The following is a 25,147-nucleotide window of genomic DNA, read 5'->3' on the forward strand; positions in this document are numbered from 1 at the left end:
AACTATTCAGCGAGCCAAGATGTGAATATCTGAACGACATTCGAGGAGGCACCCCCATGTCAGGACCCCGCCCCGTGCGAGCCGCCCGCGGTACGGAACTGAGCGCCCTGGGATGGCAGCAGGAAGCCGCCCTCCGGATGCTCCAGAACAACCTCGACCCCGAGGTCGCCGAGCACCCCGACAAGCTCGTCGTCTACGGCGGCACCGGCAAGGCCGCCCGCGACTGGCGCTCCTTCGACGCCATGGTCCGCACCCTGCGCACCCTCAAGCAGGACGAGACGATGCTCGTCCAGTCCGGCCGCCCCGTCGGCGTCATGCAGACCCACGAGTGGGCCCCCCGCGTCCTCCTCGCCAACTCCAACCTCGTCGGCGACTGGGCCAACTGGGAGGAGTTCCGCCGCCTGGAGCAGCTCGGCCTCACCATGTACGGCCAGATGACGGCCGGCTCCTGGATCTACATCGGCACCCAGGGCATCCTCCAGGGCACCTACGAGACCTTCGCCGCCGTCGCCGCGAAGAAGTTCGGCGGCACCCTGGCCGGCACCATCACCCTCACCGCCGGCCTCGGCGGCATGGGCGGCGCCCAGCCCCTCGCCGTCACCATGAACGACGGCGTCGCCCTCTGCATCGACGTCGACCCGCGCGCCATCGAGCGCCGCATCGAGCACCGCTACCTGGACGTCAAGGCCGACAACCTGGCCCACGCCCTCCAGCTCGCCGTCGAGGCCCGCGACGCCCGCCGCCCGCTCTCCATCGGCCTCCTCGGCAACGCCGCCGAGCTGCTCCCGCAGATGCTCGCCGAGGGCGCCCCGATCGACATCGTGACCGACCAGACCTCGGCCCACGACCCGCTCTCGTACCTCCCGATCGGCGTCGCCTTCGACGACATGGCCGACGCCGCCGCCAAGGACCCGGCCGGCTTCACCCAGCGCTCCCGCGAGTCGATGGCCAAGCACGTCGAGGCCATGGTCGGCTTCATGGACGCCGGCGCCGAGGTCTTCGACTACGGCAACTCGATCCGCGGCGAGGCCCAGCTCGCCGGCTACGACCGCGCCTTCGCCTTCCCCGGCTTCGTCCCGGCCTACATCCGCCCGCTGTTCTGCGAGGGCAAGGGCCCGTTCCGCTGGGCCGCCCTCTCCGGCGAGGCCTCCGACATCCACAAGACGGACAAGGCGATCCTCGACCTCTTCCCGGAGAACGAGTCGCTCCACCGCTGGATCAAGATGGCCGGCGAGCGCGTCCACTTCCAGGGCCTCCCCGCCCGCATCTGCTGGCTCGGCCAGGGCGAGCGCGACAAGGCGGGCTCCATGTTCAACGACATGGTCGCCGACGGCACCCTCGCCGCGCCCCTCGCGATCGGCCGCGACCACCTCGACTGCGGCTCCGTCGCCTCCCCGTACCGCGAGACCGAGGCCATGCTCGACGGCTCCGACGCCATCGCCGACTGGCCGCTCCTCAACGCCATGGTGAACGTCGCCTCCGGCGCGTCCTGGGTCTCCATCCACCACGGCGGCGGCGTCGGCATGGGCCGCTCCATCCACGCCGGCCAGGTCTCCGTCGCCGACGGCACCAAGCTCGCGGGCGAGAAGATCCAGCGCGTCCTCACGAACGACCCCGGCATGGGCGTCATCCGCCACGTCGACGCCGGCTACGACATCGCCGAGCGCGTCGCCGACGAGAAGGGCGTCCGCGTCCCGATGCGCGAGGGCTCCGACGACGAGGCCTCGGCGTGAGTGCCACCTTCCACGCCATGTGGCGGTCGCTGCGGCCCATCGGCCGCAGCGCCGCCTCCGGTGGCTACCGCCGCTACGCCTGGACCGAGGCCGACGCCGACTGCCGGCTCTGGTTCCGGATGCAGGCCGAGGCCCGCCGCCTGGACGTCGAGACCGACCGCAACGGCAACCAGTGGGCCTGGCTCGGCGACCCGACGGCCGGCGACGCCGTCGTCACCGGCTCCCACCTGGACTCCGTCCCCGACGGCGGCGCCTTCGACGGCCCCCTCGGCGTCGTGTCCGCCTTCGCCGCCCTCGACGAACTCCGCGCCCGCGGCGTCTCGTTCAAGCGGCCCCTCGCCATCGTCAACTTCGGCGACGAGGAAGGAGCCCGCTTCGGCCTCGCCTGCGTCGGCTCCCGCCTCACCGCCGGCCGGCTGACGAAGGAGCAGGCGTACGAGCTCCGCGACGCCGACGGGATCAGCCTCCCGCAGGCCATGGAGGCCGCCGGGTACGACCCCGCCGGGATCGGCGCGGACCCCGAGCGGCTCGCCCGCATCGGCGCCTTCGTCGAGCTCCACGTGGAGCAGGGCCGGGCCCTCGACCTCTCCGGCGACCCCGTCGGCATCGCCTCCTCCATCTGGCCGCACGGCCGCTGGCGGTACGACTTCGCCGGCGAGGCCAACCACGCGGGCACCACCCGCCTGGTCGACCGCCGCGACCCGATGCTCACGTACGCCGAGACCGTCCTCGCGGCCCGCCGCGAGGCCGAACTCGCGGGCGCCGTCGCCACCTTCGGCAAGATCGCGGTCGAGCCGAACGGCGTCAACGCCATCCCGTCGATGGTCCGCGGCTGGCTCGACGCCCGCGCCGCCGACCAGGGCTCCCTGGACAAGGTCGTCACGGGAGTCGAGACGGCGGCCCGGGAGTACGCCGACCGCCACGGCATCGACCTCGCCGTCGTCCGGGAGTCCTACACCCCGATCGTGGAGTTCTCGCACGCCCTGCGCGACGAGCTCTCCCGCATCCTGGGCACCTCGGGCAAGGTGCCGGTCCTCGGCACCGGAGCGGGACACGACGCGGGCATCCTGTCCGAATCGATCCCGACCGCCATGCTGTTCGTACGGAACCCCACCGGCGTCTCGCACTCCCCGGCCGAGAACGCGGCCGAGGACGACTGCGTGGCCGGGGTCATCGCACTCGCCGACGTACTGGAGGAGCTGGCGTGCCGCTGACGACGTACTGGCTGGAACACGCCTGGCTCGACACGAACGTCGAGCCGGGCGTGGCCCTCGAGGTCACCGACGGCCGCATCACCGCCGTGCGGACCGGCGTGGAGACGCCGCCGCCCGGCGCCGTCGTCCTCCGCGGCCTCACGATCCCGGGCCTGGCCAACGCCCACTCGCACGCCTTCCACCGCGCCCTGCGCGGCACGGTCCAGGTCGGCTCCGGCACGTTCTGGACCTGGCGCGAGATCATGTACACCGTCGCCCAGCGCCTCACCCCCGACAGCTACTTCGCGCTCGCCCGCGCGGCGTACGCGGAGATGGCCCTCGCGGGCATCACCTCCGTCGGCGAGTTCCACTACCTGCACCACGCGCCCGGCGGCAGCGCGTACGCCGACCCCAACGCGATGGGCGAGGCCCTGATCGCGGCGGCCGGGGAGGCGGGCATCCGCATCACCCTCCTCGACACCGCGTACCTCTCCTCCGGCTTCGGCGCCGCCCCCGAGCAGCACCAGCTCCGCTTCACCGACGGCACGGCCGAGAAGTGGGCGGAACGGGTGAGCGCGCTGAAGGAGCGCGAGGGCGTACGGATCGGAGCGGCGATCCACTCCGTACGAGCGGTCCCGGCCGACCAGCTCTCGACGGTGGCGCGATGGGCGCAGGACCGGCAGGCACCCCTCCACGTCCACCTCTCGGAACAGACCGCGGAGAACGAGGCCTGCCTCGCGGCCCACGGCATGACGCCGACACAGCTCCTCGCGGAGCACGGCGTCCTCGGTGCGCGGACGACGGGCGTCCACAACACGCACATGACGGAAGGGGACATCGCGCTCATCGGCGGCTCCTCCACCGGCACCTGCATGTGCCCGACGACCGAACGGGACCTCGCGGACGGCATCGGCCCGGCCGTCGCCCTCCAGCGCGCCGGCTCGCCGCTCTCCCTCGGCAGCGACAGCCACGCCGTCATCGACCTCCTCGAAGAGGCGCGGGCCATGGAACTGAACGAGCGCCTGCGCACCCGCACCCGCGGCCACTGGACGGCCGCCGCGCTCCTCCGCGCGGCCACGGCGGACGGCCACGCGGCCCTCGGCTGGCAGGACGCGGGCGTCCTGGAGGCCGGCGCCCTGGCCGACTTCACCACGATCACCCTGGACTCGGTCCGCACGGCAGGCCCGGTCCCGCGCCTGGCGGCGGAGACGGCGGTCTTCGCGGCGACGGCGGCGGACGTGCACCACGTCGTGGTGGGCGGCCGGACGATCGTCCGGGACGGCACCCATGTCTCGGTACCGGACACGGGCGAGGCCCTGGCGACCGCGATCGCCGCACTCAGAAGCTGACCGTCGGGTTGTGGGCAGGCGTTCCGCAGGGGCGGAACGGGTGGGCACGACCCGACCACCGGCCCGCACCCGAACCGCCCGCCCCCACCGGAGAGCAACATGACGACGCTGATCACGAACATCGGCAGCCTGGTAACGAACGACCCCACCCTCGGCGAGGGCCCCCTGGGCCTGATCAAGGACGCGGCGCTGGTCCTGGAGGACGACCACATCGCCTGGGCCGGCCCGGCGGCCCAGGCCCCGGCCGCGGACGAGGCGGTCGACGCGGCCGGCCGCGCCGTCATCCCCGGCTTCGTCGACTCCCACTCGCACCTCGTCTTCGCGGGCGACCGCACGGCCGAGTTCAACGCGAGGATGTCGGGCCAGCCGTACAAGGCGGGCGGCATCCGCACGACGGTCGCGGCGACGCGCGCCGCCACGGACGCGGAACTCTCCGCGAACGTGGCCAAGTACATGTGGGAGGCCCTCCGCCAGGGCACCACCACCTTCGAGACGAAGTCCGGCTACGGCCTGACCGTCGAGGACGAGGCCCGCGCGCTGCGCATCGCGGCCGAGCACACGGACGAGGTGACGTACCTTGGTGCGCACATCGTGTCGCCGGACTACGCCGACGACCCGGCCGGGTACGTGAAGCTGGTGACCGGGGAGATGCTGGAGGCCTGCGCCCCGTACGCCCGTTGGGTGGACGTGTTCTGCGAGAAGGGCGCGTTCGACGGCGACCAGGCCCGCGCGATCCTCAAGGCGGGCATGGCGAAGGGCCTCCAGGCCCGGGTGCACGCCAACCAGCTGACGTACGGCCCCGGTGTGCAGCTCGCGGTGGAGCTGGACGCGGCGAGCGCCGACCACTGCACCCACCTGACGGACGCCGACATCGACGCCCTCGCCCAGGGCAACACGGTCGCGACGCTGCTGCCCGGCGCCGAGTTCTCCACCCGCGCCGAGTGGCCGGACGCGCGCCGCCTGATCGACGTCGGCGTGACGGTCGCCCTGTCCACGGACTGCAACCCGGGCTCGTCCTTCACGTCCTCGATGCCGTTCTGCATCGCGCTCGCGGTACGGGACATGCTGATGACCCCGGACGAGGCGATCTGGTCCGCCACCGCCGGCGGCGCGGCGGCCCTGCGCCGCACGGACGTCGGCCACCTGAACGTCGGCGCCCGCGCGGACCTCGTCGTCCTCGACGCCCCGTCCCACGTCCACCTGGCCTACCGCCCGGGCGTGCCCCTGGTGGCGGAGGTCTGGCGAAAGGGCGTGCGGGCGGTCTGAGCGCGGGTCCGGGCGGCCCGCTGCCCGGACGCGATGCGCCCCGTAGCCTGACCCGATGCGACCGTCAGACGACGAACTGTCCCGAGCGCTGTACGGCCCCGCGGACCCGCCGCTCCACCCGCTCCCGCGGGCGGCGGCGGACCTCCTCCGCGCCCTGGACGCGCCCCCGAGGCTGGCTGCCCACCTGCGTGCGGTGCACGACGTGGCACGGCACCTGGTCACCTGGACCGAGGACCGCTGTCCGGGCCTGGCCGTCGACCGCGAGGCGGTTCTGTTCGGAGCGGCGACCCACGACATCGGCAAGGTCGTGCACCCCACCGAACTCTCCGGACCGGGCTCCCGCCACGAGGAGGCGGGGAGGGAGCTCCTCGCGGCCCGCGGCTTCGCCCCGGAGATGGCCCGCTTCGCTGCCACCCACGCCCTGTGGACGGACCCCGGGGCGACCTCGGAGGACCTCCTGGTCAGCACGGCCGACAAGATCTGGAAGAACAAGCGCGTGCCCGAGCTGGAGGACCTCCTCGTGGCCCGGCTGGCCGAGGCGACCGGCAGGTCCCGCTGGGAGGAGTTCCTCGCCCTCGACGAACTGCTCGAACACCTCGGCGCCGGCGCGGACCACCGCCTCGCCTACCAGGCGTCGTTCACGACCGCACGGCCCGCGCCCTGAGCACTGTCAGCGGAACTCGTGGACGACCTCGATCTCGCCCACGATGTGCGCGTTGAACTTGTCCAACTCCTCCGCCGGGACCCACAGTTCGAGGATCGTCCGGCCGCCCGCCTGCTGGACCGGGTAGCGGCGGAGGAACTCCGTGTCGACCTCGAAGCGGGTCACGTAGCCGACGCCGCTGTGCTTCACGTTCCAGTCGCGGGCGATCCTCACCGCGTAGTCCTCGTTCAGGACCGGATAGAAGATCGGCTGCTCCGGCAGTCGCGGCGGCCACGCGTGCCATCCGGACTCCCGTACGAGCTCCAGCTCGACGGGGCCGGTGGGGCGCCACAGGGTCGTCGTCGGGCGGGTGCGGGCGGTCATGGCGGTTCGCTTTCCGGGCGGGGTCGGGGTTCCGAACGGTAGCGGCGGTCCGGTGGGGCAGGCACGTCTATTTACTGGCCGGTCGGCCGGGTCCCGTGCGAGCTTGGGCGCATGGGGAATTCGCGGGCCTACGCCGTCTTCACGAGCACCGACGCCGACGAGGCGTACGCGCGCGCGTGGCGGTTCGTCGGGCTGCTCGAGCGTGTCGACGAGGAGGTGTACGTCGACGTCGAGGTCCGTACCGTCGAGGAGGCGCGGCGGATCGCGCGGCTGCTGCCGGGCGCGGACGTCGACCGGGTGGAGATCGAGCGGGACCCCGAGACCGGGGAGTACCTCTACTGCGCGCTCGATCTCGACACCGCCGGGGACGACGAGATCCGCGCCGAGCTGCCGCTGTTCCTCTCCGCCGAGGTGCCCGCCCGGGCCGTCGGGCCCGAGTTCGTCCGGGCCGTCGGTGACGGCATCACCGACATCTGGTGGCGCGGGCGCTGGCCGGACGACCCCGACGCGGACTGCCGCGGCTTCGACAAGTACGACGGCGTCCAGCTCGTCCTGCATGGGGACAGGGCCCAGATCGACGAGTGGACCCCGCACCACACCGTCTTCGTGCACGTCGACAAGTGGGGGGACCTCCCCCGCGCCCGGAAGCTCGCCGCCCTCGTCGGCGGCGAGGTCCTCGGGGACGTCCAGATCGGCTGGTAACTCAGCCCGACAGCGCCCGGACCAGCTCTGCCGCCGCCCCCAGCGCCGCCACCTCCTCCGCCGTCAGGTTCGGGTCCTTCGCGCGGCGGTCGCGGGCCGCGGGGAGGTGGGGGAGGAGCGGGGTGCGGACGGCCGGCAGGAGGGCGGCGAGGCCCGCGCGGGCGCCGGGGGCGTACGGGGCCGGGGAGACGGCCACCTCCGCGAGGATCAGCGCCGACATGGCGCAGTCGAGGCCCGGCGGTTCGCCCTCCTCGGCCGTCTGCCAGTCGATGACGACGGGGCCCCGGTCCGCCGTGAGGATCACGTTCCCGGGGTGCAGGTCCAGGTGGACCACGCCGTCGCCCGGCAGCGTGTGCAGCCGGGCCAGGAGGTCCGCGATCAGCTCGCCCGCCGGTTCCGGCGCGTACGTCCCCGTCAGCAGCGCGTCCAGGAGCGACGGTCCCGCCAGGCGCTCCATGACCAGGTCCGGGCCCTCCGCGTGGAGGACGGCCGGCACCGGGTAGCCGCGGTCCGCGAGCCGGGTCATCACCGCCGCCTCCCGGGTGGCGTCCCCGCCGTCCCGGTACCGCCGCAGCACCCGCCCCTCGTCGAGCGCGTGCACGTCCGCCGTCCTGCCCTGTCCGATGATCTCCAACAGGCCCTCCCCTTCCGTCCCTTGGCAAGCGGAAGGGCCCGTCCCGGGTCGGCAGACCGTGAACGGGCCCTTTCCGCGGCCATCTTGGCGGTTCCGAGGTCACTCCTCCAGCGTCAGCCCCCGCCGCAGCCGGCCGAGGGTGCGGGCGAGGAGCCGGGACACGTGCATCTGCGAGATGCCGAGCTCCGCGCCGATCTCCGACTGGGTGAGGCCGGAGACGAACCGCAGGGAGAGGATCTGCCGTTCGCGCGCGGGCAGCGAGGCGATCATCGGCTTGAGGGAGGCGATGTACTCGATCCCGGTGAGCCCGTTGTCCTCGTAGCCGATCCGGTCGGCGAGCGCGGCCTCGCCGCCGGCGCCGTCCTCCTCGTCGGGCTGCGCGTCGAGCGAGGCCGCGGTGTAGGCGTTGCTCGCGGCCATGCCCTCGACGACCTCCTCCGGCGCGATGCCGAGCTCTTCGGCGAGTTCGACGACGGTCGGCGCGCGGTCGAGGCGCTGGGAGAGCGCGTCACCGGCCTTGGCGAGGTCGAGCCGGAGCTCCTGGAGCCTGCGGGGCACGTGCACGGACCACGAGGTGTCGCGGAAGAAGCGCTTGATCTCGCCGATGATCGTCGGCATCGCGAACGTGGGGAACTCGACGCCGCGGGTCAGTTCGAAGCGGTCGATCGCCTTGATGAGGCCGATCGTGCCGACCTGGACGATGTCCTCCATCGGTTCGCTGCGGGTGCCGAACCGGGCGGCGGCGAACCGGACCAGGGCGAGGTTGAGTTCGATCAGGGTGTTGCGGACGTACGCGTAGTCGTGGGTGCCCTCCTCCAGCTCGGAGAGCCGGGCGAAGAGCTGCTTCGACAGGGCGCGGGCGTCGACCGGTCCGATCCGGTCGAGCGGCGTGTCGAGCAGCCGGTCGGGCAGATCGACGACGGGGGCGACGGATGCGCCAGGTGTGACAGGCGTGGCAGGGGGGAGGGGGACTGCTGCCGACGGCGCGTCGGGGGTACGCGGGGCGTCGAGCCGGGGTGACATGGGTCTCCTTCGGGTTCTTCTCGCTGCGGTTTGCGGCGCCTCCAAAGCCGGCCGGGTCGGACGTTCCCTTCTAGCCCTACCCGCTCGACCCTGATGGTTGCAAGTGGCAATAATCCGTTTCGTCCCGATACGGGAGGTACCTCATGTGCATCGGAGGGCGCGCCACTTGTAGGGTTCGGGGCACGTCAGTCGGCATCCGCGACAGCGAGAAGAGGCACGGCCATGGACCGCGAACACATCGGCAGCGCGCCGCCCGCGCGGCTGCGGGTCGAGGTCCGCGACGTCGCCGGAAGCGCGCTCCTCATGCCCGTCGGTGAGCTCGATCACCACACCGCCGAACTGCTGCGCACCCCGCTGGACACCGCCCTCGACGCGGGCCGCGCACGGCTCGTCGTCGACTGCTCGGGCCTGGAGTTCTGCGATTCGACCGGGCTCAACGTGCTGCTCGGCGCCCGGCTCAGGGCGGACGCCGCCGGCGGCGGCGTCCATCTGGTGGGCATGCGGCCCGCGGTGGCCAGGGTGTTCCACATCACGGGCGCGGACGCCGTCTTCACCGTCCACGAGACGCTCGCCACAGCGCTCCCCGGCTGAGACCGACGTCATACGCCCCGCCTGCCGTGCCACGGCTCCGCCCGTACGTCCTGTCCCTCTGTCCCGTCGATCGGTGAGGTGAAGCGTTGATGGACCAAGCTTCCGACGTCCGGACGCTCGCCCTCGGCGAGACCAGCGGCACGGTGCCGCTCGCGCGCGACTTCACGCGCTCGGCGCTCCACGAGTGGGGCTGGCTCCCGGCCGCCACCGCCGACCGCAGGGCCGCCGCCGAGGACGTCCTCCTCGTCGTCTCCGAGCTCGTCACCAACGCCTGCCTGCACGCCGAGGGCCCCGAGCGGCTGCGCGTCCTGCGAATGCCCCGCACCCTGCGCCTCGAAGTCACCGACCGCGGCGCCGGACAGCCCGCGCCCCGCACCCCGCACCGGTCCGGACGGCCGGGCGGCCACGGCATGTTCATCGTGCAGCGTCTCTGCCTCGACTGGGGCATCGACCGCACCCCAGGAGCCCCCGGCAAGACGGTCTGGGCCGAACTGGCCGCACCCGCCTAGGACTTTCACAAGTTCGCCGGTTCCCCTGCCTTCCCTCCTCAAGGCCCCGGGCGTACCTTGACGGCCAATCTGAAAGACCGTCAGTTACGTTGCGGTGAGGGGTGCTCGGGGTGTCCAAGGTGCCGAACCGGAGGAGAACGACCGCCGCGTTCACGGCCGCGGTCGCGGTGGCGGGCGTGGCCGTGCTGGCCGGCGCGCCGGCCGCCCACGCGGCCGTCGTCGACGTCAACTACGCCTGCGAGACGAAGATCGGGCCGAAGAGCGCGGTCTCGCCCGTCGACATCAAGGCCGTCAAGAGCGGTAGCGGCTACACGATCACGATGTCGTTCGAGAAGGGGGTCTCCGACAGCCCCGTCGAGCTCCCCAAGGGCGTCATGACCCCGCGCGCCGAGCTCGTCCTCGGCGGCGACGCCGGCGGCACGGTGAAGGTGAAGGGCACGCCGAACACGGCCGCGATCCCGCCGGACACCCCGATCAGGATCGGCACGCTGACCGGCACGTTCACCCCGAAGAAGAACGGCAAGGTCACCTTCACGGCGGGCGTCCTCACCGTGCACGCCCTCGGGATGGACGCGGCCGTCTGCACCCCGAAGAACAACCCGAAGCCGTCGCTCGAACTCCAGGTCACGGGGGTCTCGGGGGGCGGCTCGGGAGACGACACGCCGCCGCCCGCCGACGACTCCGGCGACCAGCTGCCCAAGACCGGCCCGCTCGACTCCGCCATGGCGCTCGGCACCCTCGGCGGCACCGTCCTGCTGACCGGCGCCGCCGGAGTCCTCTGGCTCACGCGGCGCACGGCTCACTGATGCGGACGCCGGACCGCTCCGGGATGCGGACGCCCGACCGCTCCGGGACGCGGACGCAGGACCGCTCCGGGATGCGGACGACCGACCGTCCCGGGCCCCGGACGGCCGCGCGCTCGGGGCTCGTCCTCGCCGCGACCGCGCTCCTCGGCGCGGTCGCGGCGGCGCCCCCCGGCGCCCGGGAGTGGACGGCGGCGCCCGCCGCCGGACGGCCGTACGCCTACCTGGAGGGCCCGGCCGGCAGCGTCCTCCAGGACACCCTGTCGGTCACCAACCCCGGCACCGCACCGCTCACCGTGCGCCTCAGCGGCCAGGGCGCCCCGGTGTCCTTCGCCGCGCGGTCCGTGACCGTGCCCGCCAGGACCCGGGCCGACGTGCCCTTCGCCGTGACCGTCACCGCGGACACCCCGCCCGGCGAACACCGGGGCACCGTACGGGCCGTGGCCGCCGGCCGGGAGGTGAGCGTGGATCTGCGGCTACGGGTCAGCGGACCGCACCTCGCCGCGCTCACCGTCGAGGACGTCCACCTCGACGACACCACCGGCACCGTCCGCTACACCCTGGTCAACCGCGGCACCACGGTCCTCGCCCCGCGCCTCGCGGTCCGCGCCGAGGGCCTCCTCGGCACCGTCCTCGACCGTCCGGACCGCCCCCTGCCGCTCACCCTCCGCCCCGGCGAGCGGGCCACCAGGACCGAACCCTGGCCCGACCCGCCCGCCCTCGACTCCGTCACCGTCCGGCTGACGGCCACCGCACCGGGCGCCGCCCCCGCCACCGCCCGCGCCGAGGCCGCCTTCGCCTCGGGCCCCGCGCTGACGGGAGCGGCCGGACTGCTCGTCGTGGCGGCGGCCGGAGCCGGGTACGCGGTACGGCGGCGCGGTAAGTCCCGTACCTCGTCGGCGCCGGAGGCAGCATGAGGACGATCCGTACGGCCGCCGCCCTCCTCTCCGCCCTCGCCCTCGTCCTGCTGCCCACCGCCCCCGCGGCGACGGCCGCCCCGGGGCCCGTCGTCGAGCTCTCCGCGACCGAGGGCGGCAAGGGCGGCGAGATCACCGTCAGCGGCAGCGGCTGGAAACCCGGCGCGCTGCTCATGCTCCTGATCTGCGGTCAGGGCGCCCCCGGCAAGGGCGTCATCGGCGGCACCAACTCCTGCGCCAACACCGAGGGCCGGGCGGCGACCGTCGACGGCCGGGGCGCGTTCAGCACGAAGCTCCCCGTCGCGGAACCGCCCAAGCCCTGCCCCTGCGTGGTGCACGTCGCCGGGGTCACCGGCCAGCAGGACGCCGTCGACAAGGAGTTCACGGTCGCCGGGCATCCCACCGCCCCACTCCCCGAGGCCTCCGGCGACGGCCGCCTCGCCGTCCTCGCCGCCGTCCGCCTCGACGGCTCCAGCGGCCTCCTCGTCTGGTTCGGGGCGCCCCCGCGCCGCGAGGTCGTCTTCACCGTCGGCAACCTCGGCCCGGCCCCCGTCAAGGACCCCGTCTTCCAGGTCGGCACCAGCCACGGCGTCTTCGCGCCCCAGTACGAGGAACGCCAGTGGCGCGGCACCATCGAGCCCGGCGAGAAGGCCCTGATCCGCCTCCCCGCCGAGCTCACGGCCGGCGCCCACGGCGACTACCAGGTCTCCGTGAAGTACGCGGGCAAGGTCCTCGTCGAGCAGCCCTGGGGCGTCGGCAGGCCCTGGGGCGTGACGCTCTTCTGGGTGCTCCTCGCCGTCGTGGTGCCGGCCGCGCTGTTCCGGATCGGCATGGCCGTGGTCGACCGCGTGCGGCCCGCTTCCGGGGCCGGCCGGGCCGGCGCCCCCAGGACCCGGACGAGGGCGCGCCCGCATCGGCGCGCCCCGGCCCGTACACCCGCTTCCGCCCCCGCACCGGGGGACGGGGAGACGACCGCGGCCCTGCCGTGGTTCAGCCCTGACTCCGCACCGTCAGCGCCAGAGAGCAGCAGCCCGACGACGAAGGGACATGCGTGAGTACGCAACGGAGGATGAGCGCGGCCGGGGTCGCGCTGATGCTCGGCGGCGCGGGGATCCTGTATGCCGCCGGCCCCGCCCAGGCCGCCGAGGTCGGTTACGCGACGGAGTGCATCCCGCCGTCGATCTCGGGCCTTCCGCCCGTGCAGGGCACGACGAAGGTGCTGATCACCGCACCGGCGGAGGCCAAGGTCGGCGACGAGGTCGAGATCGTCTGGAAGACGGTCCAGGCCGCCTCGAAGAACCCCGACGTGCTCGACCTCGACAAGGACACGGTGAAGCCCACCGGTGTCCTCACGGTGGGCGGCGCGGCGAGCGGGACCGTCGCGATGGAGGGACCGCGGCAGAACCCGCCGATCCCCAAGAACAGCCCGATGGTCCTCCCCGACATGAAGGGGAAGCTGAAGCTGGAGAAGGCGGGCGAGATCACGCTGACGCCCGGCAAGTACACGATCAACGTCTCCAAGCCCCTGTCGACGGACACCAAGTGCTCCCCGAAGGAAGCGGTGCCGGTCGGCGCGACGATCAAGGTCACGGACGGGGGAGGGGGGACGACGACGTCGGGCGGTACGAGTTCCACGGGCGGTACGAGTTCCACCGGTGGGACCAGTACGTCCGGTGGGACCAGTACGTCGGGTGGGACCAGTACGTCCGGCGGTTCCTCCGCGTCCGGCGGTTCCTCGACGTCCGGCGGTTCGACCACGGCGGGTGGCACCACCACGTCCGGCGGTTCCTCCACCTCCGGCGGTGCGAGTGCCACCGGCGGCTCCGCCACCAGCTCCTCCGGTGGCACCGGCGGCTCCGGCGGGCAGACCGACTTCCCCGGCAAGCAGGTCGCCGTCCAGTTCTCCTGCCAGCCCCCCGGCCCCACCTCGATCGCCTCCAAGGTGACGATCGACGCCAAGAAGAACGGCAACGGCTACGACCTCACGGTCAAGACCGCCAAGGGCGTCATGAACAGCCCGGCGGCCCTGCCCGCCGGCGCCCTCAAGCCGTCCATGGCCGTCAAGCTCGGCGGCGCCGACAGCGGAACGGTGAAGGTCACCGGCCCCGCCAACGCGGCCCCTCTCGAAGCGGGCAAGCCGGTCGACCTGCCCGACATGAAGGGCACCTACACCCCGGGGGCGACGGGCAAGTCCACCCTCAGCCCGGGCGCGCTCACCATCAGCGTCTCCCTGGGCGGCTCGCCGATCGTGATCCCCTGCCAGGTCAAGGGCGCCGTGCAGGCCTCCCTCGAACTGGACACCAGCAAGCAGGCCGGCGGTGCCTCCGGCGGCGGGGACACGACGACCACCTCGGGCTCCGGCTCCGGTGGTTCCGACGGCGGGAACCTCGCCCACACCGGCGCCGAGAACGACGGCGCGCTGCGCGCCCTCGCCCTCGTCGCGGGCACGATCATCCTGGTCGGCGGCGCGGTCTTCACCTTCACCCCCTGGGCGCGCCTCAGGCGGTGACAACGACGGAGGGCCCGTCGCACCGGTGCGGTGCGACGGGCCCTCCGTGCGGGGCGGGTGACGTCAGTGGACGTCGCCCATGAGCGCCTTGACCTTCTTGCGGTACATGAAGACCGCGACGGCGGCCAGGGCCGCGGCTGCTGCCTGCAGCGCGATGATCCCGGTGCCGTTCAGGTCCACGCCCGCGAGGGAGAGCAGACCCGTGGTGCAGTCACCGGCGGTGACGGCGAGGAACCAGACACCCAGCATCTGCGAGGCGTACTTCTGCGGCGCCATCTTCGTGGTGACGGAGAGGCCGACCGGGGAGAGGCACAGCTCGGCGACGGTCTGGATGAAGTAGATCCCGACCAGCCACATCGGGCTGACCTTGCCGTCGCCGGCCATGCCGATCGGGGCCAGGAAGACGAAGAACGAGATGCCGATGCCCAGCAGGCCCATCGAGAACTTCACGATGGTGCTCGGCTCCTGGTTGCGGCGGGAGAGCCACAGCCACAGCCAGGCGAAGACCGGAGCCAGCGCCATGACGAAGAGCGGGTTGAGCGACTGGAACCAGGTGGCCGGGAAGCTCAGCGGACCGATGTGGTCGGTCGTCTTGCTGTCCGCGAAGAGGGACAGGGTCGAGCCGCCCTGGTCGTAGATCATCCAGAAGACGGCCGCGGCCACGAAGAACCAGATGTAGCCGGTGACCTTCGACTGCTCGACCTTGTCGAGGTCCTTGTCGCGCTTGATGCGGACGATCACGGCGATCGGGATGAGCAGACCGGCGAGGGTGATCGGGACGAGCGCCCAGTTCAGGGTGTACATGCCGGCGGCGACGACGATGCCGTAGAAGACGGCGACGACGGCGATCGTGGCGCAGACCTTGACGAGGACGGACTTGCGCTCGGCGGCGGAGAGCGGGTTCGGGACCAGGCTGCTCTTCGCGCTCAGGTGGCGGGTGCCGAACAGGAACTGGCCCAGACCGATGGCCATGCCGATGGCGGCGAGCAGGAAGCCCAGGTGCCAGTTGTAGCTCTCGCCGACGGTGCCGATGACCAGCGGGGCGAGGAAGGCGCCGAGGTTGATGCCGACGTAGAAGAGGGTGAAGCCACCGTCACGGCGCGGGTCGTCCGGGCCGTCGTAGAGGTGGCCGACCATCGTGGAGATGTTGGCCTTCAGCAGACCGGAGCCGGCGGCGACGAGCGCCAGACCGACGAAGAACATCGCCTGGCCGGGGATGGCCAGCGAGGCGTGACCGGCCATGATCACGAAACCGGCGATGGTGACGGTCTTGCGGGCGCCCCAGACACGGTCGCCGAACCAGCCGCCGGGCATGGCCATCAGGTAGACCATCGAGACGTACACCGAGTAGATGGCCGTCGCCGTGGCCGCCGTCATGGCGAGGCCGCCACCCTGGCTGCCGGTCGCCGCGTCCGCGCCGCCGGAGACCAGGTACAGAACCAGAAGGGCCCTCATGCCGTAGTAGGAGAAACGCTCCCACATCTCGGTCATGAAGAGGGTGGCCAGACCACGGGGGTGGCCGAAGAACGTCTTCTCGGAACCGGAGGTGCCGGCGGAACCGCCGCTTCCGGAGGAAGCCGTCGTCAGGCTGGACGCCATGTCGATCCTTGCTCTGTCGGGACGCACGCCTTGTGAGCGTGATGCGCCCGGTGGGGGAGGCCGGCACCGGGGAGTCGAGTGACTCCACCGGGATCCACGCCCCGGGAGACGCGTTGTCGCGTCCCGGGACCCGGCCCACAGGTCGTTCACCGTCAAGGTTCGGCGGAGCCGAACTTACGCAGAAAGAGGACCTTGGCGCGCGAAGCTGGCCAAAGGTCCCCGATTACCGCTACTGACGTCTCGCCACCATACGACACGACAGTGCCGGATATGGAAGGACTTGAGAGATGGATCACAGGCGACGAAGGAACCGTACGCCATCATTTGAAGGTCATCTCCCGGTTGCCCACAAGATCCCCAGGGGTCGTCGAGGCCCTGTGGATCCCGCCCCGGCCCGGGTGCGGTGCGGACTACCATCACCCCATGACCCGTGTACTGCTCGCCGAGGACGACGCATCCATCTCGGAACCGCTGGCCCGCGCCCTGCGGAGAGAGGGGTACGAGGTCGAGGTCCGCGAGGACGGCCCCACCGCTCTCGACGCCGGCCTTCAGGGCGGCGTCGACCTGGTCGTGCTCGACCTGGGCCTCCCGGGCATGGACGGCCTCGAGGTCGCCCGCCGGCTGCGCGCCGAGGGTCACACAGTCCCGATCCTGGTCCTCACCGCCCGCGCGGACGAGGTCGACACCGTCGTCGGGCTCGACGCGGGCGCCGACGACTACGTCACCAAGCCCTTCCGGCTCGCCGAGCTCCTCGCCCGGGTCCGGGCCCTGCTCCGGCGCGGCTCCACCGAGCCCGCCGCCGCCCCCGCGACCCACGGCGTACGGATCGACGTCGAGTCGCACCGCGCCTGGATGGGCGACGAGGAGCTCCAGCTCACGGCGAAGGAGTTCGACCTGCTCCGGGTCCTGGTCAGGGACGCCGGCCGGGTCGTCACCCGCGACCAGCTGATGCGCGAGGTCTGGGACACCACCTGGTGGTCCTCCACCAAGACCCTCGACATGCACATCTCCTGGCTGCGCAAGAAGCTCGGCGACGACGCGGCGAACCCCCGCTACATCGCCACGGTCCGAGGCGTCGGCTTCCGCTTCGAAAAGAGCTGAGCCACCGTCTTCGCAAAGCACCGTTCTCGACCAGAGCTGAGCCACCGTTAAGCCATGCGCCGCCGCCTGATCAACTCCACGCTCGCCGTCGTCCTCGTCGTCATCGCCGTCTTCGGTGTCTCCCTGGTCATCGTCGAGACCCGCACGATCTCCAGCAGCGCCCAGGAGAGCGTGGACTCGGAGGCGCTGCGGCTCGTCTCCATCGTCGACAGCCGGCTGATCGGCGGCGAGCCGGTCAACCCGGACATCCTCGCCGAGCAGGGCGGCGCCAAGCGGTACGCCCAGATCCGCATCCCCGGCCGCGAGCCCATCGAGATCGGCGTCCGCCCCGAGGGCCAGGTCATCCGCGGGCTCGCGGAGGGCGAGCGCGGCGAGACCGTGATCGTCGAGGAGCCCCGCTCCGCGGTGACCGCCGAGGTCGGCCGCACCCTCCTGATCATCGGCGCGGTGGCCCTGCTCGCCGTCGTCGCCGCCGTCCTCCTCGCCGTCCGGCAGGCGAACAAGCTGGCGTCCCCGCTCACCGACCTCGCCGAGACCGCCGAGCGCCTCGGCTCCGGCGACCCGCGGCCCCGGCACAAGCGGTACGGGGTGCCCGAGCTGGACCGGGTCGCGGACGTCCTCGACGCCTCCGCCGAGCGCATCGCCCGGATGCTCACCGCCGAGCGCCGGCTCGCCGCCGACGCCTCCCACCAGCTCCGTACGCCCCTCACGGCGCTCTCCATGCGCCTGGAGGAGGTCGCCCTCGCCGACGACCTGGAGACGGTCAAGGAGGAGGCGACGATCGCGCTCACCCAGGTCGAGCGGCTCACCGACGTCGTCGAGCGGCTCCTGACGAACGCCCGGGACCCCCGCACCGGCTCCGCCGTCGCCTTCGACCTGGACGAGGTCGTCAAGCAGCAGATCGAGGAGTGGCGCCCGGCCTACCGCAGCGCGGGGCGGGCCATCGTGCACTCCGGCAAGCAGGGGATGCGGGCGGTCGGCACCCCGGGCGCGGTCGCCCAGGTCCTCGCCGCCCTGATCGAGAACTCGCTCATGCACGGCGGCGGCACGGTCGCCCTGCGCACCCGCGTCACCGGAAACCAGTCGGTGATCGAGGTCACCGACGAGGGCCCGGGCGTCCCCGCCGACCTCGGCGCGCGGATCTTCGAGCGGGCGGTGAGCGGCCGCAGCTCCACCGGGATCGGCCTGGCGGTCGCCCGGGACCTGGCGGAGGCGGACGGCGGCCGTCTGGAGCTGCTCCAGCAGCAGCCGCCGGTCTTCGCGCTCTTCCTGAGCCGGGAGGTCAGGAGCGTCGCGGAGGCGCCGCAGGAGCGCCCCGTACGGTAGGCGCTCCGGGAGACCGGGTCAGACGCGGTCGGGCTGGCGGCGGGTCGCCTGCCGCGGGGCCTGCTCCAGGAACGATTCCGCGGTCTGCACGGCCTCCTTCGCCGGCAGCGCCCGGAACACCCAGGTGCGGTAGGACCAGAAGCGGAACAGGGTCGCGACGCCGATGCCGAAGAACTTGAAGAAGTTGCTCTGCAGCGGGGTGTCCCAGCCGAACCCGTACGTCGCCGCGTACAGCAGACCGTTCTGGATCACCAGGCCGACCAGGCTGAAGACCAGGAACAGGGAGAGCTCCTTGGCGCGGCTGCTCTTGTCCCGGTCCCGGTAGGTGAAGTACCGGAAGCCGAGGTAGTTGAAGACGATCGCGACGACGGTGGCGATGACGCTCGCCCGTACGACCGGAAGATCCGAGAAGTGGCGGACGAGGTTGAACACGCCGAGGTCGACCAGGACCCCGACCGCGCCGACCGCGCCGAACTTGGCGACCTCGCGGAAGAGCGCCTCGAGTCGCATGCGCAGCGCGCCGGGTTCACTCATGGTGATCGCTCTGTCCCGTCCGTCCGGATGACGTCCGGGCGACGTCAACCCAACCATGCTAACCAGCGCCCCTGTCACCCGCCTGTGTAGCTCGAAAACCCGTGGAGAACCCGTACCTCACCCGTGTCCCGACCCGTGTCCCGCTTGTGCCAAAGCACAGCCGGACGAGTGTTCCCCGATGGTGCGGATACCCTAAGAGGGTGACGTTCCCCGTAGTAGGCATGGTCGGTGGCGGGCAGCTCGCCCGTATGACCCACGAGGCGGGTATCCCCCTCGGCATCAAGTTCAAGCTCCTCAGCGACACCCCGCAGGACTCCGCGGCCCAGGTGGTCAGCGAGGTCGTCATCGGCGACTACCGCGACCTGGACACGCTGCGTGACTTCGCGCGCGGCTGCGACGTGATCACCTTCGATCACGAGCACGTCCCCGCCGAGCACCTGGCCGCCCTGGAGGCGGACGGCGTCGTGATCCGCCCGGGCCGCGAGGCCCTCGCGCACGCGCAGGACAAGGGGGTGATGCGCGCCAGGCTGGACGAGCTCGGAGCGCCCAGCCCCCGGCACCGCATCGTCGCCGATCCGGCCGACGCGGCGGCCTTCGCGGCCGAGGTCGGCGGCTTCCCGATCATCCTCAAGACCGTGCGCGGCGGCTACGACGGCAAGGGCGTCTGGTTCGTCCGCACGCCCGAGGACGCCCGCGACCCCTTCCTCGCCGGGGTGGCGGTCCTCGCCGAGGAGAAGGTCGACTTCGTCCGCGAGCTCGCGGCGAACATCGTCCGCTCCCCGCACGGCCAGGCCGTCGCCTACCCGGTCGTCGAGTCCCGTCAGGTCGACGGCGTCTGCGACACGGTCATCGCGCCCGCGCCCGACCTCGACGACGAGCTGGCGGGGCAGGCCCAGGAGCTGGCCCTGCGGATCGCCCAGGATCTGAACGTCGTCGGCCACCTCGCCGTCGAGCTGTTCCAGACCACGGACGGCCGCATCCTCGTCAACGAACTGGCGATGCGCCCGCACAACTCCGGCCACTGGACCCAGGACGGGGCGATCACCTCGCAGTTCGCCAACCACGTCCGGGCGGTTCTCGACCTGCCCCTCGGCGATCCGCGACCCCGCGCGCCGTGGACCGTGATGTGCAATGTCCTGGGCGGCGACTACCCGGACATGTACTCCGCGTATCTGCACTGCATGGCCAGGGACCCGCAGCTCAAGATCCACATGTACGGCAAGGACGTGAAGCCCGGTCGCAAGGTGGGCCACGTCAACACCTACGGCGACGACCTCGACGACGTGCTGGAGCGCGCCCGTCACGCCGCCGGCTATCTGCGAGGAACCATCACCGAATGAGCACCGCCACCGCCCCCGTCGTCGGCATCGCCATGGGATCCGACTCCGACTGGACCGTCATGGAGGCCGCCGCCCAGGCCCTCGACGAGTTCGAGATCCCGTACGAGGTGAACGTCCTCTCCGCGCACCGGATGCCGCGCGAGATGATCGCGTACGGCGAGGAGGCCGCGGGCCGCGGCATCCAGGCGATCATCGCGGGCGCCGGCGGCGCCGCCCACCTGCCCGGCATGCTCGCCTCCGTCACCCCGCTGCCCGTCATCGGCGTGCCGGTGCCGCTGAAGTACCTCGACGGCATGGACTCGCTGCTCTCCATCGTGCAGATGCCGGCCGGCATCCCCGTCGCCACGGTCTCCGTCGCCGGCGCGCGGAACGCGGGCCTGCTCGCCGCCCGCATCCTCGCCGCGAGCGACGCCGAGCTCCGCGCCCGGATGACCGAGTTCCTCCAGGACCTCAACGACCAGGCCACGGAGAAGGGCAAGCGGCTCCGCGCCAAGGTCGAGGGCTCGGCGTCCTTCGGCTTCGCCAAGTGAGCGCCGCGGACCGTCTGGAGGAGGCCCGCGAGCTGCTCGCGGGCCACCCCGTCGTCGACGGCCACAACGACCTGCCGTGGGCGCTGCGCGAGCACGTGCGCTACGACCTGGACCGGATGGACATCGGCGCGGACCAGACCGGCGCGCTCCACACCGACCTCGCCCGGCTGCGGGCCGGCGGTGTCGGCGCCCAGTTCTGGTCGGTGTACGTGCCCTGCCGGCTGGCCGGCGACGACGCGGTCAGCGCGACCCTGGAGCAGATCGACATCGTCGACCAGCTCCTCGACCGGTACGCCTCCGACCTCGCCCCGGCCCTGACGGCGGACGACATGGAGGCGGCCCGCAAGCAGGGCCGTATCGCCTCGCTCAAGGGCGCCGAGGGCGGCCACTCGATCAACAACTCCCTCGCCACCCTGCGCGCGCTGCACGCCCTGGGCGTGCGGTACATGACGCTCACGCACAACGACAACAACGACTGGGCGGACTCGGCGACCGACGCGCCCGGCGTCGGCGGGCTGTCCGCCTTCGGCCGGCAGGTCGTCCGCGAGATGAACCGCTCCGGCATGCTCGTCGACCTCTCGCACGTCGCCGCGACGACGATGCGGGACGCGCTCGACGCCACGGCCGCGCCGGTGATCTTCTCGCACTCCTCGTCCCTCGCGGTCTGCGACCACCCGCGGAACATCCCGGACGACGTCCTGGAGCGGCTGCCCGCCAACGGCGGCGTCGCGATGGCCACATTCGTGCCCAAGTTCATCCTCCCCGCGGCCGTCGAGTGGACCGCGCGGGCGGACGAGAACCTCCGGGCGCACGGCTTCGACCACCTCGACACCACCGCCGAGGCGATGAAGCTGCACCGCGCCTTCGAGGAGGCGAACCCGCGCCCGATCGCCACCGCCGCCACGGTCGCCGACCACCTCGACCACATGCGCGAGGCCGCCGGCATCGACCACATCGGCATCGGCGGCGACTACGACGGAACGGCCTTCACCCCGGCCGGTCTCGACGACGTCGCCGGCTATCCGAACCTGATCGCGGAGCTGCTGCACCGCGGCTGGTCCCACCCGGACCTCGCCAAGCTGACCTGGTCCAACGCGGTCCGCGCGCTGCGGGACGCGGAGGCCGTCTCCCGCGATCTGACGAGCCGTACGGCCCCGTCGAACGCCACGATCGAGGCACTCGACACCCCGTAGCGCCCGTATGACGGGTGCTCACCCGGACGGCCCACTCCACCGGGCCCCGCGCAGGGGCCGGTGGCACGGTGGACGGTACTGCCCCGCCGCTCTCGGCGGGGCGGTACTGCATCGCCGAGTCCGGAGTAACACCATGGCGGAACTGCTAGACGACCCTCCCACCACCCTCCCCACCGTGCCCGCCGCCCCGGAGCCACCTCCGCCGCCCGACGAGACAGCACGCGCCCGCGCCCTCCTGAACACCCAGCCCGTCACCGAGGGCCACACCGAACTCCCCGACTCCCTCGACCCCGAGGACCTGCCGCCCGTCCGCGCCAAGGAGGCCGGGGCCCAGCTGTGGTCCCTGCACACCGAGCCGGAGGAGGGCGTCATCGGGACCCTGCGGCGGATCGACTCCGTCCGCTCCCTCGTCGCCACCTGCCCCGAGGACCTGCGCCTGGCGTACACCTCGTCCGAGCTGGCCCACGCCCGCAACTGCGGCCGCGTCGCCGCCCTGCTCGGCCCGGTCAGCTGGACGGCGCTCGGCGGCTCGGCGGCCATCCTGCGGGCCTACCACGCCCTGGGCGTACGGGCCGTGAACCTCACCCGCTTCGACCCCTTCGCCCGCGACGCCGTACGGGAGATGAACCGCATCGGCCTGGCCGTGGACCTCTCCGGCGCCGACCCGGACACGGTCCGCCGCGCCCTCGCCGTCACCCGCGCCCCCGCGCTGCTGACCCGGGCCGACCCGGAGACCCTGCCGGACGAGATCCTCGGCCTCCTCGGCGAGAACGGCGCCGTCCTCATGGTCACGGTCACCGACGACCCGGCCGCCGACGCCGACGTCCTCGACCGGGTACGGGCGCAGGCGGGCCCGCACTGCACGGGCGTCTCCCACACCACCGCCCCGGCCGCCGGCTACGTGCCGCTCTTCGCGGAGCTGCTGCGCCGGGGCTGGACGGCCCAGGAACTCGTCGGCCTCGCGCACGCCAACGCCACCCGGGCGCTGCGGGAGACGGAGTTCCTGTCCCGTACGAACCGGATCCGGCCGACCGCGGCCTGACGGTCCGTACGCGAGTGGGCGTACGGACGACCGTCCGTACGCGAGAGGGGCGCACCGCGCGGCGGTGCGCCCCTCCTCGTACTTCTCACGATCAGGCGGTCGGGCGGCCCATCGCCCGGTACGTCCAGCCGGCCGCCCGCCACCGCTCCCCGTCGAGGGCGTTGCGGCCGTCGAGGATCACGCGCGTGGCGGCGACCGCGGCCAGCTCCGCCGGGTCGAGCTCGCGGAACTCGCGCCATTCGGTCAGGTGGAGGACCACGTCCGCCCCGCGCACGGCCTCCAGGGCCGAGTCGGCGTAGCCGAGGGTCGGGAAGACCTTGCGGGCGTTCTCCATGCCCTTGGGGTCGTAGACGGTCACCTGGCCGCCCTGGAGGTGTATCTGGCCGGCGACGTTGAGCGCGGGGGAGTCGCGGACGTCGTCCGAGTCCGGCTTGAAGGTGGCGCCGAGCACGGCGACCCGGCGGCCCAGGAAGGTGGACCCGCCGAGGGCCTCGCGGGCCATCTCCACCATCTGGCCGCGCCGCCGCATGTTGATCGAGTCGATCTCGCGGAGGAAGGTCAGGGCCTGGTCGGCGCCCAGTTCGCCCGCGCGGGCCATGAAGGCCCGGATGTCCTTCGGCAGGCAGCCGCCGCCGAAGCCGATGCCGGCGCGCAGGAACTTGGCGCCGATGCGGTCGTCGTGGCCGATGGCCTCGGCGAGCTTGGCGACGTCGCCGCCGGCGGCCTCGCAGACCTCGGCCATCGCGTTGATGAAGGAGATCTTGGTGGCGAGGAAGGAGTTGGCGGCCGTCTTGACCAGCTCGGCCGTCGGGAAGTCGGTGACGACGAACGGAGAGCCCTCGCCGACCGGTACGGCGTACACCTCGCGGAGCGTCTTCTCGGCCCGCTCGCCGCGCACGCCGACGACGATCCGGTCCGGGTGGAGGGTGTCGCCGACGGCGAAGCCCTCGCGCAGGAACTCCGGGTTCCAGGCGAGCTCGACGCCCTCGGGGAGGAGCGCCGCGAGCCGCTCGGCCGAGCCGACCGGGACGGTCGACTTGCCGACGACCAGGGCGCCCTCGCGTACGACTCCGGCGAGGGAGGCGAAGGCGGCGTCGACGTAGCTCATGTCGCAGGCGTACTCGCCGTGCTTCTGCGGGGTGTTCACACAGACGAAGTGCACGTCGCCGAAGGCGCCGACCTCCTCCCAGGAGGTGGTGAAGCGCAGCCGGCCGCTCGATCCCTCGATGCCGGCCACGTGCTTGGCGAGCAGCTCCTCGAGTCCCGGCTCGTACATCGGGACGCGCCCGGCGGTCAGCATCTCGATCTTCTCGGGGACGACGTCCAGGCCGAGCACCTCGAAGCCCAGCTCCGCCATGGCCGCGGCGTGGGTGGCGCCGAGGTAGCCGGTGCCGATCACGGTGATCTTGAGGGCCATGCGGGACTCCAGGGAACGTCGGGCGGAATGCCTGCCCGAGCATAGTCGTGCCCTGGCCCGGGGCCGGGTCACGCCCTACCATTTGGGTTACTTAACGGTAGTTAGCAGCGTGGGAGTGAGTGAGCGTGTCGGGTTCGACTGATTTCGACCTTTACCGGCCTTCCGAGGAGCACGACATGCTCCGGGAGTCGGTGCGTGCCCTCGCGGAGGCGAAGATCGTGCCGTTCGCGGCGGCGGTGGACGAGGAGGGCCGGTTCCCGCAGGAGGCCCTGGACGCGCTGGTCGCCAACGACCTGCACGCCGTGCACGTCCCGGAGACCTACGGCGGCGCCGGCGCGGACGCCCTCGCCACGGTGATCGTGATCGAGGAGGTCGCCCGCGCGTGCGGCTCCTCCTCGCTGATCCCGGCGGTCAACAAGCTCGGCTCCCTCCCGGTCATCCTGTCCGGCTCCGAGGAGCTCAAGCACAAGTACCTCGGCCCGCTGGCCAAGGGCGACGCGATGTTCTCCTACGCCCTCTCCGAGCCCGACGCGGGCTCGGACGCGGCCGGCATGAAGACCCGCGCGGTGCGCGACGGCGACTTCTGGGTCCTCAACGGCGTCAAGCGCTGGATCACCAACGCCGGCGTCTCGGAGTACTACACGGTGATGGCCGTCACCGACCCGGAGAAGCGCTCCAAGGGCATCAGCGCCTTCGTCGTGGAGAAGTCCGACCAGGGCGTCTCCTTCGGCGCCCCGGAGAAGAAGCTCGGCATCAAGGGCTCCCCGACCCGCGAGGTCTACCTCGACAACGTCCGCATCCCCGCCGAC

The 25,147-nt window shown here is 72.4% G+C and carries 25 protein-coding genes; 19 read left to right on the forward strand and 6 right to left on the reverse strand.

What is annotated here, in order from left to right; genetic code table 11:
* The first annotated feature begins 56 nt into the window (after nt 1–56).
* The 5 genes from hutU to AC07AW_RS33035 all read left to right on the forward strand — a co-directional run bounded on the left by hutU (nt 57) and on the right by AC07AW_RS33035 (nt 6,205).
* Nucleotides 57–1,733, forward strand: a complete 1,677-nt coding sequence (hutU, locus tag AC07AW_RS33015; protein WP_478819141.1) for a urocanate hydratase — start codon at nt 57–59, stop codon at nt 1,731–1,733.
* Nucleotides 1,734–1,750: 17 nt separating this feature from the next.
* On the forward strand, nt 1,751–2,947 hold the full coding sequence (locus AC07AW_RS33020; RefSeq protein WP_478819173.1) for an allantoate amidohydrolase: 1,197 nt from the start codon (nt 1,751–1,753) through the stop codon (nt 2,945–2,947).
* The gene (locus AC07AW_RS33025) at nt 2,938–4,275 is read left to right on the forward strand and encodes a formimidoylglutamate deiminase (RefSeq protein WP_478819142.1); all 1,338 of its coding nucleotides are present in this window, start codon (nt 2,938–2,940) and stop codon (nt 4,273–4,275) included. Before AC07AW_RS33020 ends, AC07AW_RS33025 begins: the two co-directional genes overlap by 10 nt.
* Nucleotides 4,276–4,374: 99 nt before the next feature.
* Nucleotides 4,375–5,541 (forward strand): imidazolonepropionase, encoded by a 1,167-nt coding sequence (hutI, locus tag AC07AW_RS33030; RefSeq protein ID WP_478819143.1) that lies wholly within the window; start codon nt 4,375–4,377, stop codon nt 5,539–5,541.
* Nucleotides 5,542–5,596: 55 nt separating this feature from the next.
* Entirely contained in the window at nt 5,597–6,205 is a 609-nt protein-coding gene (locus AC07AW_RS33035; RefSeq protein ID WP_478819144.1) for an HD domain-containing protein, read from the forward strand.
* Nucleotides 6,206–6,211: 6 nt separating this feature from the next.
* On the opposite strand, the gene AC07AW_RS33040 is transcribed toward AC07AW_RS33035, so the two are convergent.
* Nucleotides 6,212–6,568 carry a hypothetical protein gene (locus tag AC07AW_RS33040; RefSeq protein ID WP_478819145.1) on the reverse strand — a complete coding sequence of 119 codons (357 nt, stop codon included), beginning with the start codon at nt 6,566–6,568 and terminating at the stop codon, nt 6,212–6,214.
* A 111-nt stretch (nt 6,569–6,679) separates the two neighbouring features.
* On the opposite strand from AC07AW_RS33040, the gene AC07AW_RS33045 reads away from it, so the two are divergent.
* Nucleotides 6,680–7,270 carry a hypothetical protein gene (locus AC07AW_RS33045; protein WP_478819146.1) on the forward strand — a complete coding sequence of 197 codons (591 nt, stop codon included), beginning with the start codon at nt 6,680–6,682 and terminating at the stop codon, nt 7,268–7,270.
* Nucleotide 7,271: 1 nt separating this feature from the next.
* On the opposite strand, the gene AC07AW_RS33050 is transcribed toward AC07AW_RS33045, so the two are convergent.
* Together AC07AW_RS33050 and AC07AW_RS33055 are read right to left on the reverse strand one after the other, a co-directional pair.
* The gene (locus tag AC07AW_RS33050) at nt 7,272–7,904 is read right to left on the reverse strand and encodes a phosphotransferase (RefSeq protein WP_478819147.1); all 633 of its coding nucleotides are present in this window, start codon (nt 7,902–7,904) and stop codon (nt 7,272–7,274) included.
* Between the two features lie 99 nt (nt 7,905–8,003).
* Nucleotides 8,004–8,927 (reverse strand): RNA polymerase sigma factor SigF, encoded by a 924-nt coding sequence (locus AC07AW_RS33055; protein ID WP_478819148.1) that lies wholly within the window; start codon nt 8,925–8,927, stop codon nt 8,004–8,006.
* Between the two features lie 222 nt (nt 8,928–9,149).
* On the opposite strand from AC07AW_RS33055, the gene AC07AW_RS33060 reads away from it, so the two are divergent.
* The 6 genes from AC07AW_RS33060 to AC07AW_RS33085 all read left to right on the forward strand — a co-directional run bounded on the left by AC07AW_RS33060 (nt 9,150) and on the right by AC07AW_RS33085 (nt 14,256).
* Complete coding sequence (locus AC07AW_RS33060) at nt 9,150–9,518, forward strand: STAS domain-containing protein (protein WP_478819149.1); 369 nt, start codon at nt 9,150–9,152, stop codon at nt 9,516–9,518.
* A gap of 89 nt (nt 9,519–9,607) precedes the next feature.
* Nucleotides 9,608–10,027, forward strand: a complete 420-nt coding sequence (locus tag AC07AW_RS33065; RefSeq protein WP_041129544.1) for an ATP-binding protein — start codon at nt 9,608–9,610, stop codon at nt 10,025–10,027.
* 119 nt (nt 10,028–10,146) lie between these two features.
* Nucleotides 10,147–10,833, forward strand: a complete 687-nt coding sequence (locus AC07AW_RS33070; protein WP_478819174.1) for a peptidase — start codon at nt 10,147–10,149, stop codon at nt 10,831–10,833.
* The gene (locus AC07AW_RS33075; protein ID WP_478819150.1) at nt 10,833–11,747 is read left to right on the forward strand and encodes a COG1470 family protein; all 915 of its coding nucleotides are present in this window, start codon (nt 10,833–10,835) and stop codon (nt 11,745–11,747) included. The genes AC07AW_RS33070 and AC07AW_RS33075 overlap by 1 nt, the downstream gene beginning before the upstream one ends.
* Nucleotides 11,744–12,802, forward strand: a complete 1,059-nt coding sequence (locus AC07AW_RS33080) for a hypothetical protein (RefSeq protein ID WP_478819151.1) — start codon at nt 11,744–11,746, stop codon at nt 12,800–12,802. Before AC07AW_RS33075 ends, AC07AW_RS33080 begins: the two co-directional genes overlap by 4 nt.
* 14 nt (nt 12,803–12,816) lie before the next feature.
* Complete coding sequence (locus AC07AW_RS33085; RefSeq protein ID WP_478819152.1) at nt 12,817–14,256, forward strand: hypothetical protein; 1,440 nt, start codon at nt 12,817–12,819, stop codon at nt 14,254–14,256.
* Between the two features lie 63 nt (nt 14,257–14,319).
* Here the strand turns inward: AC07AW_RS33085 and AC07AW_RS33090 are convergent, their stop codons facing one another.
* Nucleotides 14,320–15,855, reverse strand: a complete 1,536-nt coding sequence (locus AC07AW_RS33090) for a peptide MFS transporter (protein WP_478819153.1) — start codon at nt 15,853–15,855, stop codon at nt 14,320–14,322.
* Nucleotides 15,856–16,278: 423 nt separating this feature from the next.
* On the opposite strand from AC07AW_RS33090, the gene AC07AW_RS33095 reads away from it, so the two are divergent.
* Nucleotides 16,279–16,956, forward strand: coding sequence for a response regulator transcription factor (locus AC07AW_RS33095; RefSeq protein ID WP_041129540.1), 678 nt, complete (start codon nt 16,279–16,281; stop codon nt 16,954–16,956).
* 54 nt (nt 16,957–17,010) lie between these two features.
* A complete protein-coding gene (locus tag AC07AW_RS33100) occupies nt 17,011–18,282 on the forward strand; it encodes an ATP-binding protein (RefSeq protein ID WP_478819154.1) in 1,272 nt (423 codons plus the stop codon).
* Nucleotides 18,283–18,300: 18 nt separating this feature from the next.
* Here the strand turns inward: AC07AW_RS33100 and AC07AW_RS33105 are convergent, their stop codons facing one another.
* The gene (locus AC07AW_RS33105) at nt 18,301–18,816 is read right to left on the reverse strand and encodes a GtrA family protein (RefSeq protein ID WP_351191465.1); all 516 of its coding nucleotides are present in this window, start codon (nt 18,814–18,816) and stop codon (nt 18,301–18,303) included.
* Between the two features lie 200 nt (nt 18,817–19,016).
* On the opposite strand from AC07AW_RS33105, the gene AC07AW_RS33110 reads away from it, so the two are divergent.
* The 4 genes from AC07AW_RS33110 (at nt 19,017) to AC07AW_RS33125 (ending at nt 22,921) form a co-directional block, all read left to right on the forward strand.
* Nucleotides 19,017–20,156, forward strand: a complete 1,140-nt coding sequence (locus tag AC07AW_RS33110) for a 5-(carboxyamino)imidazole ribonucleotide synthase (RefSeq protein ID WP_478819155.1) — start codon at nt 19,017–19,019, stop codon at nt 20,154–20,156.
* Nucleotides 20,153–20,686, forward strand: coding sequence for a 5-(carboxyamino)imidazole ribonucleotide mutase (gene purE, locus AC07AW_RS33115; RefSeq protein ID WP_392158135.1), 534 nt, complete (start codon nt 20,153–20,155; stop codon nt 20,684–20,686). The genes AC07AW_RS33110 and purE overlap by 4 nt, the downstream gene beginning before the upstream one ends.
* The gene (locus AC07AW_RS33120) at nt 20,683–21,879 is read left to right on the forward strand and encodes a dipeptidase (protein WP_478819156.1); all 1,197 of its coding nucleotides are present in this window, start codon (nt 20,683–20,685) and stop codon (nt 21,877–21,879) included. Before purE ends, AC07AW_RS33120 begins: the two co-directional genes overlap by 4 nt.
* A 133-nt stretch (nt 21,880–22,012) precedes the next feature.
* Nucleotides 22,013–22,921 (forward strand): membrane dipeptidase, encoded by a 909-nt coding sequence (locus tag AC07AW_RS33125; RefSeq protein WP_478819157.1) that lies wholly within the window; start codon nt 22,013–22,015, stop codon nt 22,919–22,921.
* A 91-nt stretch (nt 22,922–23,012) separates the two neighbouring features.
* Here the strand turns inward: AC07AW_RS33125 and AC07AW_RS33130 are convergent, their stop codons facing one another.
* Nucleotides 23,013–24,338 (reverse strand): UDP-glucose dehydrogenase family protein, encoded by a 1,326-nt coding sequence (locus tag AC07AW_RS33130; protein ID WP_478819158.1) that lies wholly within the window; start codon nt 24,336–24,338, stop codon nt 23,013–23,015.
* 125 nt (nt 24,339–24,463) lie between these two features.
* On the opposite strand from AC07AW_RS33130, the gene AC07AW_RS33135 reads away from it, so the two are divergent.
* Nucleotides 24,464–25,147, forward strand: a 684-nt coding sequence (locus AC07AW_RS33135) for an acyl-CoA dehydrogenase family protein (RefSeq protein ID WP_478819159.1), incomplete at its 3' end; no start/stop codon positions are given.

This window comes from Streptomyces sp. NPDC044003 (genome assembly GCF_056435185.1).